11 protein-coding genes are annotated in these 14,428 nt (G+C 46.0%); 7 read left to right on the forward strand and 4 right to left on the reverse strand.

The window, feature by feature from the left end:
- Positions 1–171: 171 nt before the first annotated feature.
- The 3 genes from ACLGGO_RS24330 (at position 172) to ACLGGO_RS24340 (ending at position 3,133) form a co-directional block, all read left to right on the forward strand.
- Positions 172–1,050 carry a glycosyltransferase family 2 protein gene (locus ACLGGO_RS24330; RefSeq protein ID WP_446421225.1) on the forward strand — a complete coding sequence of 293 codons (879 nt, stop codon included), beginning with the start codon at positions 172–174 and terminating at the stop codon, positions 1,048–1,050.
- A 67-nt stretch (positions 1,051–1,117) separates the two neighbouring features.
- A complete protein-coding gene (locus ACLGGO_RS24335) occupies positions 1,118–1,885 on the forward strand; it encodes an FkbM family methyltransferase (RefSeq protein WP_446421226.1) in 768 nt (255 codons plus the stop codon).
- A 96-nt stretch (positions 1,886–1,981) separates the two neighbouring features.
- A complete protein-coding gene (locus ACLGGO_RS24340; protein ID WP_446421227.1) occupies positions 1,982–3,133 on the forward strand; it encodes a glycosyltransferase family 4 protein in 1,152 nt (383 codons plus the stop codon).
- A 32-nt stretch (positions 3,134–3,165) separates the two neighbouring features.
- On the opposite strand, the gene ACLGGO_RS24345 is transcribed toward ACLGGO_RS24340, so the two are convergent.
- The 3 genes from ACLGGO_RS24345 to ACLGGO_RS24355 form a co-directional block, all read right to left on the reverse strand.
- Positions 3,166–4,203 carry a hypothetical protein gene (locus tag ACLGGO_RS24345; RefSeq protein WP_446421228.1) on the reverse strand — a complete coding sequence of 346 codons (1,038 nt, stop codon included), beginning with the start codon at positions 4,201–4,203 and terminating at the stop codon, positions 3,166–3,168.
- 39 nt (positions 4,204–4,242) lie between these two features.
- Positions 4,243–5,463: a glycosyltransferase family 4 protein gene (locus ACLGGO_RS24350; RefSeq protein ID WP_446421229.1), complete on the reverse strand. Its 1,221-nt coding sequence runs from the start codon at positions 5,461–5,463 to the stop codon at positions 4,243–4,245.
- A 107-nt stretch (positions 5,464–5,570) separates the two neighbouring features.
- Positions 5,571–8,444 carry a DUF4114 domain-containing protein gene (locus ACLGGO_RS24355; RefSeq protein WP_446421230.1) on the reverse strand — a complete coding sequence of 958 codons (2,874 nt, stop codon included), beginning with the start codon at positions 8,442–8,444 and terminating at the stop codon, positions 5,571–5,573.
- A gap of 727 nt (positions 8,445–9,171) precedes the next feature.
- On the opposite strand from ACLGGO_RS24355, the gene ACLGGO_RS24360 reads away from it, so the two are divergent.
- Positions 9,172–10,005: a WecB/TagA/CpsF family glycosyltransferase gene (locus ACLGGO_RS24360; protein ID WP_446421231.1), complete on the forward strand. Its 834-nt coding sequence runs from the start codon at positions 9,172–9,174 to the stop codon at positions 10,003–10,005.
- A 311-nt stretch (positions 10,006–10,316) separates the two neighbouring features.
- On the forward strand, positions 10,317–11,111 hold the full coding sequence (locus ACLGGO_RS24365; protein WP_446421232.1) for a DUF3153 domain-containing protein: 795 nt from the start codon (positions 10,317–10,319) through the stop codon (positions 11,109–11,111).
- A 27-nt stretch (positions 11,112–11,138) separates the two neighbouring features.
- On the opposite strand, the gene cobS is transcribed toward ACLGGO_RS24365, so the two are convergent.
- Positions 11,139–11,930 carry an adenosylcobinamide-GDP ribazoletransferase gene (gene cobS, locus ACLGGO_RS24370; protein WP_446421233.1) on the reverse strand — a complete coding sequence of 264 codons (792 nt, stop codon included), beginning with the start codon at positions 11,928–11,930 and terminating at the stop codon, positions 11,139–11,141.
- A 396-nt stretch (positions 11,931–12,326) separates the two neighbouring features.
- Here cobS and ACLGGO_RS24375 point away from each other — a divergent pair, with 396 nt between their 5' ends.
- Both ACLGGO_RS24375 and tgt read left to right on the forward strand, forming a co-directional pair.
- Complete coding sequence (locus ACLGGO_RS24375; protein WP_446335385.1) at positions 12,327–12,779, forward strand: hypothetical protein; 453 nt, start codon at positions 12,327–12,329, stop codon at positions 12,777–12,779.
- A gap of 299 nt (positions 12,780–13,078) precedes the next feature.
- Positions 13,079–14,212: a tRNA guanosine(34) transglycosylase Tgt gene (tgt, locus tag ACLGGO_RS24380; protein ID WP_446421234.1), complete on the forward strand. Its 1,134-nt coding sequence runs from the start codon at positions 13,079–13,081 to the stop codon at positions 14,210–14,212.
- The last annotated feature ends 216 nt before the right edge of the window (positions 14,213–14,428 follow it).

Raw genomic sequence — 14,428 nt, forward strand, 5'->3', positions numbered from 1 at the left:
GAACTTTTAACATAAAGTGAAGTATCTTGAATTAATTCCTGGATTTTGTGTAAGATTAGTAAATTCTACAGCAGCTTGTTATTCTTTTGTCAAGGGTGAGAACCTCCCGCTCACTCAAAGCCCAAAGCCCAAACTCACGTCAGGTTCCGAGTCATTAGCTTTCACTGAAATATGAACCGCGATCGCACTGCCATCCTGATCACTTGCCATAACCGTAAACCCAAAACCTTAGCTTGTCTAGACGCCTTGTTTAACCAGGTACTCCCGGCTGAAGTCACCCTGGATGTATATTTAGTCGATGATGGTAGCACCGACGGTACAACCGAGGCAGTGCGACAAACTTATCCTCAAGTTAAGATTCTCCCAGGGGATGGGAACCTCTATTGGAACCGAGGCATGCACAAAGCCTTCGCTGAGGCACTTAAATACGACTACGACTACTACCTCTGGCTCAATGACGATACCATACTTTACCCAGACGCGATCGCATCCCTACTCACCACCTCTCATCATCTAGCCGCACAAGGGGAGGAAAAGGCGATTATCGTTGGTTCTATGGCACATCCCGAAACGGGGAAACTCACCTATGGAGGTTTAGCGCGAAATAGTTGGTGGCATCCTTTTAAATATAAGCTTGTAGAACCCGATAAAGACCCTCAACCCGTTGACACAATGAATGGTAACTGTGTCTTAATCCCCCGTTCCGTTGTCCAAGCCGTTGGGAATCTAGATCCTGCCTTTACCCATAGTATTGGCGACATTGATTACGGCTTGCGGGCGCAACAACAAGGGTGTACTGTTTTGGTAGCTCCAGGATATACCGGAAAATGTCAAACGAACCCTCCCCAAGCCCATGCCTGGTTAGCCCCCGAATTAACCCTGAGGCAGCGATGGCAAAAAGCCAATCAAATCAAAGGCTTTCCACCCGCTGAGTCAAAGGTATTTTGCCAGCGTCATGCGAGTCGGTTGTGGCTTTTCTTTTGGGCACTCCCTTATGTAAGATTGGTTTCAATTTCAATCTTGGGTGCTGCCGAAGATAATAAGACCTGACAACGCACAGACGCTTGAGCAAAAACTAATATTTTCCCACTAACTTTTTCAACCATGGAGTCCCAGAATGAGAACGCGAGAGATTTTGAAAAAAATTGCTTACAACACCTTCAAACCCCTTGGCTTTGACATCCCGCGCCGCCGAGTGAGAACGTCCCTAGCGGGAGTTCTTGATCACATCAAATCTCTTAACTTCCAACCCCAAACTGTCATCGATGTCGGTGTCGCTTATGGCACATTTGAACTGTACGAAAAATTTCCCCAAGCCAAGCATCTTCTCGTCGAACCCGTAGCCGAGTGTGAAGGATTCCTCCAAGATATCTGCCAGAAATACAAAGCCCAATACGTCATCGCTGCTGCTGGCAAAAGTCCCGGAACTATAACCATCAACGTCCACCCAGGTATACAGGGATCATCGATCCTCAAAGAAATGGAAGGCAGTGATGCTGATGGAGTTCCCCGTGAAGTTCCAATGGTAACTCTTGATGATTTATGTTCCGAAAGGAATTTAAAAGGTTCTTATTTAATTAAACTAGATGTTCAGGGAGCAGAACTCGACGTGCTAGAAGGGGCAAAAAACGTACTGCAAGAGACGGAAATGATTATCCTGGAAGTATCTCTTTTTGAATTCATGGTCAATAGTCCCCAATTTTACGAAATTGTAACTTACATGAAAAACCAGGGATTTGTGGTATATGATATTTTTGGCAATTGCGTTCGTCCCCTTGATGGCGCACTGGCTCAAGTCGATATGGCATTTGTTAAGGAAAATGGACAATTTAGGCAATCTCATTTCTACGCCACGAAAGAACAACGTAATAAAATGAAGATATGAAGTAGAGATGTAGCCTGCTACGTCTCTACACAATGTTTTTAGCGTTTTTTCTATTTAACGTGGTTTAGGTGACTGAATATTTGGAGTAATTAACAAGTGAATACTAAAGAAAATATTCATGTCGCTTGGCTGCTTCCCTCGATGGAAAGACAAAATTACTGGCAGCCACTGTTTAAAGAATTCACAAAAACCTTTCCAAAAACTACCATTTATACGGGATATTGGGAAGGATTTGTTCCGGGATTTGAAGGAACATTTACCGTTGAAGTGGTGGGGAAAACGAAATTTGTCCCCACGACTCAAGGCGTTGGTTACAGTCCCGGCTTAATTGTTGTATCTCCTAGAATTATCAGTTATCTGCTCAAGTTTCGACCTCATGTCATCTTTGTTAGTGGTTTCTCCCTCTGGACGCTCCTCACTCTACTATTTAAACCCTTAGGAATGTGGAAGGTTGTTATTGTTTACGATGGTAGCTCTCCCACCATAGACTATATCAATTCCAGACGGCGTTTAATATTGCGAAGTACGATGGTTCGCTTTGCGGATGCCTATATCACAAATACGAATGGAGGCAAAAATTATCTGACCAAAGTCTTAGGTGCTGAAGAACAACGGGTTTTTGCTCGACCTTACCAAGTACCGGATGTCAAAACCTTACTGGGACGTCAAGAAGAGGACTCAGAACCTCAACCCGAGTTACAGCATCCCATTTTTCTGTTTGTGGGCAAAGTCATCCCCCGCAAAGGACTTCAGTTGCTCTTACAAGCTTGTACAATGCTCAAACAGCAGGGCTATCAAAAATATACGTTGCTCATCGTAGGTGATGGAGAACAACGGGAAGAACTAGAAACCTATAGTCAAACTCAGGGGTTAACCGATTCTGTACACTGGGCAGGTTGGGGAAATTATGACCGCTTGGGTGCTTATTTCCGCCAAGCTGATGTTTTTGTTTTTCCCACTTTAGAGGATATCTGGGGGGTAGTTTTGCTGGAAGCCATGGCTTTTGGTAAAGCTATCTTGTGTTCTAAATGGGCGGGTTCATCTGAACTTGTCGTGGAAGGAGAAAATGGTTATATTTTTGATCCCTATCATCCGGCAGAATTAGCTGAACAGATGAGACGTTTTATTGATAATTCAGATTTAATTGTTTCAATGGGTCAAAAGTCTCAGCAGTTTATCACCCAGCATAATCCAGAAGCGGCGGCTAAGTTCCTAGTAGAGGTGACATCTTTTGCCTTGAAGAATTGAATTGATAATCCAGAAACGAACGAGAGAGTAGTTTACTCTAACACTTTGCGAAAAAGCTGCGGATAAAACTGTGCTGGCGTTAGCCGCTCAAAAAGTGACCGTAACTCTCGCTGCAAGTCGCGAAATTCAGACGGAGAAAGCCGAGAATGCCATTCCATCAACCGCTCAGGCAACTCAGGTAAATGGGTAGAGGGGACTCGAACAATCAACTGAGCCCAAGGAATCTCTTCTTCCAAAGGCAACATAGAGTCTGTATCAATAAGTATCGGGATCTTACCTAAAGAAAGCGCCTCATAGAATCGCCAACTATAATTATCCGTACCGCGAACGCAGAGTGCATAGGCATTACCCATCAAATTGTCCAGGAATTGCTGACGCAAGTTTCCTTGTACGTTAGGACTCATTCCCTCATGCTTTCGCCCGATAAAATCCGCTTTAATGCGAGAATCTTTTTCTATAACCTGCATCGTATCGGTTCGTAGTGGGTGACAACAGGTCATCCGAATACCGCGAGTTGTGCTACAGAAAAAATTGGTTGCCATACGCCGGGTCAAACTCTTGGGCATCATCCTCCAGATGGCAAGTCCTAATGTTCCTCCCTCGCGACCACAAAAACTCACCGTTGGCAGAGGTTCCTTTTCCATAGGTTGCCAGTCGCAGATACCCAATTCCGCCATCAGATCAAACCCGTCCCCCCCCAGAAATGCTGGACTAATAATCACCCCTGGTTCTTGAAGTGAACGATACCAAGAAAAGCGGATGATATAGTCAAGCCACTTAGGTTTTCGCCGCTCATGGCTGATGTCAAAGCCAATTGAAGGTAATCCACTCTTGGATACCATTGCGCCAATCTCGCTGAGTCGCTTGGGGTGATAAAACGAAACATTAGAGGGTAACAAAAACCCATCAGAATCTTTATCCTCAACGATTTCAAATCTTTCTTTCACCACCTGATTAAACGCTGGAGAATAAGCACCACGCCATGCCTTGAGAATAGGGCATCCATCGGGCCATCTATCCGCTTGTGCCAATTCCACACCGAGAGTGGTCAGTTTCAGCTTTCGTTCCATAACTACTTCTCACACCCTTACCAATGACCCACTTGTGTTTTAATCTTGCAAAACTTCCTGATAAACCTGATGCCAAACTTCTGCCTTAACCTGCCAATCATAAACCTCCTTGACGCGCTTTTGACCTGCCTTTCCTAGACGAACTCTTAACTCTGGGTCACCCGCTAAACGTATCATTGCTTTCGCTAAACCCTGCACCGCCTGCTCCGGATCAGATGCTGACACCTTAATCCCTGTCTCCGCCGTAACCTGAGTGGCGGGTCCGCCTAAATCTAAGCAAATCACTGGACGTCCTGCTGCCATGCCCTCCAAACAAGTCAATCCACCGGAGTCATGTAAGCTGGGATGAACCAAGACATGGCATTCCTCTAACCTATCCATGGATTGCTCACGGGGCAGATTTCCCCAGAACTTAACTTGGGACGCAACCCCTAACTCCTCAGCCAAAGCTTGTAGCCGCTGCCGTTCTGCTCCATCCCCTAGCAACCAATACTCAGCATCTGATAAATCTGCTCTAGCAAAGGCACGTACTGCTAGATGATAACCTTTCCAGTGCAACAATCTACCCATACTAATAAATCTTAGTGGGGAATTCTCCGCCATGGCACATTGTTCTAAACTGGCTATCTCTGACTGAGATAACCCAATCTGAGATAACACTCCCACATTTTTAGCCCCCAACTTAAATAAGCGCTGGGCAGTTTCCTCAGTTGTCCCTTGAGCTAAGACACTGCGCTGAGCCGTGATCCGAGTAAATGGGTCTTGTTCTCCCAACCGTTGAGCTAGGTCTCGCAGGGTTTCGTAAACCTTTCCCCGTAGACTAAAATCACTCCAAAACGGCTTGGGTGCCTGCTCACCCCCACCGACTGGTCCCCAAATAAAGGGAATGGGCAACAATGACAAAAAGCTGGGAGACCAAAACTTGACGTAAGTCACATGATGTACTAAATCAAAACCAATCTGGCGATGCAACGGACGAGCAACAAAATAGGCTTGAATCTGCCAAAGGTAGTAGTGCAGTTGCACAGCGCCTTGCTTGTTTCTCCAATCTTCCGTCCAATTCAGGGGATCAAAATAGATAAAGTGCAGATTGGGGACAGGATGGCGAACCAGTTCTGCCTCAATTGGATCGCGAAAAATCGTTCGGGTTAATACCCAAGTTTCGTGATACTTGGCAACTGCCAGTGCCATATTCCAACCGACTCCCTCCTCAGAACCACAACCCGGTTCACAGGTATAGGCAGATACAAGGATTTTCATCAGCGGATTACCTCTTCGCAAAGACTTAAGAGACTTCCAAATGTAATTTACAGACTATTATTCGAGAGATTTAGTTGTAAGTCTTTCTGCTAAAGTCCCTATAGTTTTTAAACAAAATTCACCTGAACCACTAAATCATTATAGTCGCGATCGCCTCCATTCCATTCATCCTCAAACCCAATGGTATTATCCCCCAGCAGGCGGACGTGGTCTACCCCATCCGGGTTAGCTCCCATAAAGGCAAAATAAGCCATCACGTCTTCACCACTCTGATTATGGGGATTTTCTGCCAAAAATTCCTCGGCTGTACCATCAGCGATGATAAAGGGAGCAAGTAAAGTCCCAGCCGGGAGTCCAGCATTTGTGTCTAATCGTTGGCGAACAGCCGCCTCGGCATAACCGGGATCACCGGGGCGCAGATCCCCAATGCGACCATCCGGGTCATCAATGAGATAAAATCCAAAATTATTGTCATAGTCCGCTTCACTATTGACGCCAAACTGAGCCGGAATCATACCCGTTACCTGATCCCGTAAGTCAATAATTTCCCCTTCTTGCCCTCCTTGTAACTGAGTGCCTAGTCCTGAATCAGTTTCCGTGAGTTGAACATTGAACACTAAGTCATTAAAGTCCCAATCTTCCCCATCTTCCCACGCCAGGTTATACCGATTATTACCCAGTTCGGATACCTGTACACGGTCGAACTGATCCCCATTCCCGGAGGTCAAGCCCAAAAATACATTATCAGGCGTCCCTCCAGCCGTCAACTCAGACCGTACTGTATCCGTGGTACTATTTCTGACTAGGTAAAACCCAAATTCCTGGCCCCCATCTACCCCAAATTTACGGGTGAAACTTAAATCCGGAAACTGATTGTCGGGAAGCACGGAGAAAATAACTTGAGATTGGTTGAGGGCGGCTTCCAGATACCCAGCTTTCCCAGGAGCGATACCGTTAATATAACCCGACTCATCATCCACCAAAAAAATGCCAACTTCATTAACTGTATCCGTGTCACTTCCCGTTAAATCAAATTGAAGTTGCACCGCATCTGAGTCTCCTTCAACCCGGAAAACATCTTCAGATGTGCGACTCAATGCTGGTTCTTGGATAGGTACAGGTTTGGGTACAGGTTTGGGTACAGGTTTGGGTACAGGGTTGGTTATGCTATCCGTGGTTCCCTGGGTGGAGATAGCAGAGGAATCACCAATTTCGTTAATTGCCCTCAGGCGATAGTAATATTGCGTGTTCGCCGTTAAGTCGGTATCCCGGTAACGGGTAACATCAGCCGCTGTAGTGGTTAATACTGTCCAATTCTCTTGGTCGCGCGATCGCTCTATTTTGAACCCTGTTTCATTATTACTCCGATCCGCCCACGTTAGTTCAATGTCCGTATCTGAAATTGCTGTAACGATTAAGTCACTTGGATCGGCGGGAAATGTGCCTCTAGGACGGCTAATTACAGCCCCGGCTGTTACATCTGGATTACTGGGTAAGGGTGGTGTTTGCACCATACCGCCGTTATCTATAAATTTCCCCAGTTTAGGGTCAATGAACGTAACATTTGGAGTTATTTTCGTGTCACTATGAGCAGGTTCTATAGATTGGAAATTTTCGCCCCTATCTTTGAACGTAATATTCGTGTGATGATTAACCTTTAAATCCTTACCGTCATTGTCGGCAAAATTATTGGCAAGCAGGGTATTTGCCAACGTGACATTTGCTGACTCTTCTGCCCAAAATCCTGCGCCTTGAAACCCAGCGTAATTGTTGGCAATGGTGGTGTTGGTGATGGATGTGGGATAAGGATCATTGGATAAACGAATTGCTCCACCAATACCCCCTTTACCATTGGTTGCTTCTGCTCGGTTCCCGTAAAAGGTACTATTGTCAATCGTAACCCGTTCAGTCTCTCCTACCCACAAACCCCCACCTTGACCCAGTGAAGGGTACTCCGCCAACGCAATTACTCGATTGTTGGCAAAGGTGGTATTACGGACGATAAACTCACCCAAGTCTTGCCGGACGCCACCACCAGCAGCGAATCCTTCGGCATTTGCCGTAACCTGGTTATTAATGATCGTGCTATCTTCCAGGATAACTTTGTCGGCTTCGTAAACAAAGAGAAAAAGTCCACCACCGTTACCCACAGCGGTATTACTATCAAACCGACTATGGCGAATCTCAATAGTACCAGAGGTTTTACCTTCATCTCTGAGAGAAGCCCCATCCGTGAAGATTGCCCCACCGCTACCTGTTGTAGCGTTTTTAAAGAAAGTAGAGTTTTCGACAGTGAGATCCCCTAAGAGGTTGTAAATTGCCCCACCTGAAGTTGCTTGGTTATCGGTAAAAGTAGAGTATTCTACCGTTAAAGTACCTAGAGGAGCATTAATCGCTCCACCTCTAATTGACTTGTTATCAATAAATTCGCTACCGATAACCGTGAGAGAGCTTTCGGTATCAATCGTAATCGCACCGCCACCCCTATCTTCGTTACCTAATGCACTATTTTTCTCAAATGTACTGTTAATTACAACAGTTGTACTGCGCCACCCGCTAAAGATAGCACCTCCTCCATAGTCCTGAACGTGGTTGTTTTTAAAGGTGCTATTCTCTACCGTAAGTTTTGTGCCACTTGCCGTCCAAATGCCAGCGCCTGCAAGCTCTTTATCGACTCCACTTGTTTTGCCATTGGCAATGGTCAAATTCCGTAATGTGACATCAAGAAAATCACTAAATGAATTACCCTGTATCAAAAAAACGCGGGATGTTTTGTTTCCACTGATGGTTAAACCTGGGGCATTACCGCCATCAATAATCAGATCTTTATTAATTTCTAATTGACCCCTGGTGAGGGTAATAGTCTGGTTCGCCAGACCAGAGTCAAATTGTATCGTATCCCCTGCCTTAGCTTGCGCGATCGCATCTCTCAGAGAACCCGCTCCACTGTCAGCAGTGCTTGTTACCGTAATGGTAGTCATAATTTCTATAAATGCACCCGTTTTTTGCCAGATTGAATCTCTCCCTTGCCTAGAACCTGAAACTTAACGTGAAGTCTAGGTCAGGGGATTCTACACAGGGTGTCACTGTATTAATTCATCATGAATTTTGGATTACTCCTCATCACCCATGCACAATGATGTGAATTAAGCAGCTTCACCGAGTTGGCTTATATCATGTTTCAAGTCTCTCGACTTGTTCAAATTTTGCTCGTTAAACTGAACCCTGTAATTATATTTTCTCTGTCTGTAGTAAAAATACTTGGTTTAATCAGCAACTGTCTACCCAAAAATCGATTCTTCATAGAATCTTTATGAAATGCTTTCTTTATCTTCACGAAAACTTTATGGTAATTTGACCAACTCTCTTTACTTACACAAGGGAAACTGAGAGATTTACAAAAGTTTGTAAAGATTATTGAAGTAATCTTTGGCAATTGGTGGATTTAAGTTTCGATCTATGTACAACTATTGACAGAACTGAGCATTTATAAGTAAATTGCTTCCCATAAAGGATTTTATTGTCCAACCCAAAATAGGTTAACACCGAACTCAAAAGACTTAGCCAGACCATAAGGATAAACTCAAAAGCCGTTTACCGTGCGTCTTGCTCACTCTAGGTCTAAAGAAAAAAGGTTTTGGGAATTCGGGCGATAAAAAGGCGCATCCCCCCTTGGGTAGATACGAGGAAATAGAAGAGGAAAGAGGAATGAATACTCAAACGTTACCAGCCCCCAGTCAAACCAGTATCATCGGGATTGGCGTTCATCGGACAAGCTATGATGAATGTACCGACCTGATTATTCAAAACGCTAAATGGCATCTATCCTGTATAGTAGCGGCGACAGATGTGCATAGCATGATGCGCGGTTATCTTGACCCTCAAGGTCATGGCTATCGTCTCAATCATTTTTCAATAGTTACCCCCGATGGTCAGCCTGTACGCTGGGCAATGAATCTGTTTCGCAAATCCGGAGAAAAATATCTGCGCGATCGCGTCCGGGGACCTGAACTTATGTTAAGGGTGTGCGAACGAGCGGCGGCTGAAGGCGTGAGTATTTTTCTCTATGGCTCCACCGATCCGACGTTAGAACAATTACAAGTCAAGCTGACTCAAAAATTCCCCAACTTGAAAATCGCTGGAGCAATCTCTCCACCGTTTCGAGCTTTAACTCCAGAGGAAGATGCTGAGTACGTCCAAACCATTCGCCAATCAGGAGCGGGTATCCTTTTTGTCGGACTAGGATGTCCAAAGCAAGAAGAGTGGGCGTTTACCCATCGTCATCGCTTGGATTGTCCTATACTTTGTGTCGGTGCTGCTTTTGATATGCATGCCGGTCAAGTTGACGAAGCCCCAATCTTAATGCAACAGTTCGGCTTAGAATGGCTCTATCGATTCCTGCAAGAACCCGTTCGTCTGTGGAAGCGCTATTTATTGATTAATCCGCTTTATCTGGTGCTGGTAACTTTGCAGTTCTTCAAAGTCTTGCCCCGACAAAAAAAGAATAATCGAATTGACTACCAAACTTCTCATATTATATGACTATATGAAAAGAAAGAGGATCAGATTGGTAGTACCGGAGAGCCTGCCGCTTGAGAAAATACTAAGTTCTAGGTAGGACAAGGGCAGAGAATTTGAGAATTTATTGTAATAATGCGTGCGTCAACGCCTGATCAGATAGTAGAGTAAAACGACTTCATAAAGTGGGAGATTATCAATAATTAAGTGATTCAACGCTAGAGCAAAAATGTAGGGGCGTAAGGTTTGCGGCTCCCACATACTTGAGCGGCAGAAAATCAATAAGTAATAAGTAATATAGGGAAAAGGCAGTCACAGATAAAGGAGTAAAGTTGGTGAAACCAGCATTGATAAATGGATTGTCCGCCGTTCGTATTCTCAGTCGCCTACGGGTGATTGGGGTTGTCTTGTTGGTCTCATTACTCCTGTCTGGCTGTGTCAACTATGATGTTTTAGTTAACGTCAGGGATGAAAACCACGGCACGATTGTGCAGCAAATCCGCCTGGGGGAACAACTGAGAAGTTTTAGTAATGCTCAAGCGACTGAATGGCTTAAAAGTATTGAGCGACGTGCCAAGGAACTCCAAGGAAAAACGACACGCCGTTCTCAGCATTCGCTTGTGGTGACAATTCCATTTAGTAATGGAGAGGAATTGACCACCAAGTTTAATCAATTTTTTAACCCAGTGAACCCAACTCATGGGAGTGCGAAGGATAGGGGAAGCGTTGATTTACCCAGTCTGGACTCGACGTTAAGTATAAAGCAACGTAGCTTTTTTGTGGTGCAACGGAATCAGTTGAACTATGAACTGGACTTGCGATCGCTAGCGGTGCTTTCGGCAAATGGTAATATTATTGTTAGTCCGGGTTCGCTATTGAATTTGCAGTTTAGTTTGCAGACTCCTTGGGGGGCAAACATTATTGAGCTAGGTGATAATACCATCACGCCCCAGATTTACGAAAATGGACGACAGCTTGTGTGGACTCTGATTCCCGGTCAACTTAACCGCCTAGCTGTGGTGTATTGGGTTCCTAGCCCTCTGGGAATCGGCACAATTGCGATTGTGCTGTTGGTATTGGCTGGTTTTTTGATTAAATATAGGTCATTTCCGGGGACGGCAACGGCTTGAGATACCAGTGCCTCAGATACCCAAGGCTCAGAGAACTATTGTCAGTAAACAGAGCAATAGGGATTCCGTCCATTCCACCACCGCCCCATAGGTATCCCCGGTATGTCCCCCCAACTGACGGTAAAACCAGAACCCGGTCAAAAGCGCGATCGCACAACCTCCTCCAGCTAGAATTACCCCTAGCTTAAGACTACCTCCGCTCCAGATTAGGGGCAATCCACACACCCCCAGGAGTAACAATCCCCCCCACAGACTATCGTTAGGTATCTGAATCCCTTGTTGATGAAACGCGCCTTTCCCGGTGGGTTTGAGGTAAGGATAAATCGAAATCGCCACCACTTGTCCCCAGCGCCCCCATCCAGCTACACTGATTAATGCCAACCAGCGATAGGCTTCAATATCGGTAAGCGCCGCCGTTTTTAGTAATAGTAGCGCGATCGCGGCCATCGCCCCAAACGCCCCAGTAACGCTATCTGCCATAACCTCCAGCCGTCGCTTAGGATCTTGTACACCTAAGCCATCTGCCGTATCCATTACGCCATCAAGATGCAGTCCTCCCGTGAGTGCTACCCAACTCACCACGATAACCCCACTCCGGGTCAGGTTAGGCATCCCCCAGTATTGCAATACGGCGTCTAGCACCGCTAAGATAACACCAATAAATAGTCCCACCCCAGGTGCCCAACGGGCAATGCGCTCAAAGTCCAACCCCCAACTCATGGGAATGGGGATACAGGTATAAAAGGTGATCGCACCCAGCCAAGACTGCCAGAACTTTTGTCCCATCTGCCACATTGATTGAACGTTAAACCACTTCATAGAGAATAATTTAATCCAGGGGGACACCGGTGCAGGGAAGCCCGGAAGCACAGGGATACAGGCGTTAGAAAGCTATTGAGCGGGTCAGGATTTGGGTTCATCGTTTACTACACAGAAATTTACGTATATTGTCCGATGAATAGCTGGCGAATATTGGGATAGTATGGTCTAGTAACCCTACTGTAATACCCGTAACACTCAAGTATTTCAGAACACAGTCCACCGGCACGAGCCTGTGGATGAATTTCTGATTCTTGATAACTACAGCTTCCGACTGAACCTTTAGCTGGGCAGTCGTTAAGAAAAGAAGTATTGGGTTTTGCAGTCGCGTCTAATCACAATGCCAATCCTCCTGGCAAGGCAATATTAGCCCCTTATGCATCATAGGCTTTACCCATGAGTTATCATCAACCTCCACGCCGACTTCCTGCCCCTTGTATTATTGATACGGGCATTATTATCAATAAACAAGACATGGGACGCCTACTCACTGATTTGGGTCGCGTCCGCTATAGTCACACCATCGATAGTAACGTGCAAAGTGAAGGGGAAGGATATGTGCTGGAAGTCTTTGCTGATTCCCGCCGTTCTACCCTAATTGCCAATCAAGCTATCTACATCAATGTCCAGAGTTTTGATTACTTGCAACTGCATCAGACGCCGGAAAAGCAGGCTTATTTTGATTTAGTCCAGGAGAACCGTCGGCTGAGGCTGATTCCTCTATCCAACCCGTTACAGGAGCAATCCGTCGAAACCCTCAACGCCGAAGCTCTGGAAGCCATGGTTACCCAAGTCCTCAATGCCCGGTGGGACGTACAAATTGATGATGAGGGCGAATGTCCTTTCTAATCGGTTTGGCTGTCCGAACAGAGCAAGTACAACAAGGCTCCCAGGCTACAGTTGTTTATGGCAGGGTTTCTGCTTTTTCCTCTGTTGTTAACAGCTGGGTATTTGCCGCCCTACTATACTCGGTCATTGCGGAGTGAATCTGAGGGAAGCGAAAACCAGAACAAGATTTTCCGCTGTTATTGGTGTATGCCTTTTATCCTTGACGACTGATTCGCTGGCATTGTCAAAAAACCCTGACAGTACACAAAACAGATGATGAGCCACAATAATCAAAGCACGATCACGAACCCTTAACCGCGTTGGCTCAAACATACAATTCATTTTCCTTCCAATGTCAGGCATGGTGCAGCCAAACCAAGGCACGCGCCGGTTTACTGCACAGTCCCCATGGTCTGATAGAAACGCCCCGGTTTATGCCCGTGGGTACTTTGGCAACGGTCAAAACTCTAACGCCTGCTCAGTTAGAAGCGGCACAAGCACAAATTATTCTCGCTAATACCTATCATTTGCACCTGCAACCTGGAGAAGGGATTATCCAGCAAGCGGGAGGATTGCATCACTTCATGGGTTGGCATCGCCCTATTTTGACGGATTCGGGCGGCTTTCAGGTTTTTAGTTTAAGTAAGTTGCGCCAAATTAGTGAAGAGGGTGTGGTTTTTCGTTCGCCTCGGGATGGACGATTGATTAATCTCACCCCAGAACGGTCAATTGCCATCCAAAATGCCCTAGGGGCGGATATTATTATGGCATTTGATGAATGTCCCCCTTATCCGGCGAGTCGTTCGCAGATTGAGGCGTCACTGGAACGAACGGATCGCTGGCTTAAGCGCTGTATCAATGCTCACACTCGTGCGGATCAGCAAGCGCTGTTTGGTATTGTTCAGGGTGGTGTTTATCTGGATTTGCGTCGTCAAGCGGCTGAGTCTTTGGTGTCTTTGGATTTACCGGGCTACGCCATTGGTGGGGTGAGTGTGGGGGAACCGGTGGAATTTATCCATGAAATCGTAGCAGCGACGGCACCGTATTTACCCGCCCATAAGCCACGGTATTTGATGGGGGTGGGGACGTATCGAGAAATGGTACGCGCGATCGCATCAGGTGTGGATTTATTTGATTGTGTGATTCCCACGCGCTTAGGGCGTCATGGGGCGGCGTTGGTTCAGGGGGAACGGTGGAATTTGAAAAATGCTCGGTTTCGTGAGGATTTTACGGCGTTGGATTCGACTTGTCCCTGTTATTGCTGTCAGAACTTTAGCCGCGCCTATCTGAGTCATCTGGTGCGATCGCGGGAAGCTTTGGGCTTTATGTTAATCTCTCTGCATAATGTGACGGAGTTGATTCGCTTTACCCAACAGATTCGAGAGGCGATTTTTCGGGATACCTTTACCACAGATTTTGCCCGGTGGCTAGGGGATGAGGTTGATGTGAATTAAACGGTTATCGGTGAAACCTGACCTGATCCGAGGAAATCATCAACAATGATAAAATCTCCCAATTCAAAGGGACGATCAAAGAGGATAGAGAACTTGATTGTCTAAAAACGTAACCTTTGACACTCCTGACGCCTAAAGGCGTGAGGATTCTTTCTTCTCAGGGACACCGATGTGTTTACCCTCACAAAGCATCTTGACCGTGTGTCCCACGGCTGC

Source organism: Coleofasciculus sp., assembly GCF_046565525.1.
In the GTDB taxonomy this organism is placed as follows: domain Bacteria; phylum Cyanobacteriota; class Cyanobacteriia; order Cyanobacteriales; family Coleofasciculaceae; genus Coleofasciculus.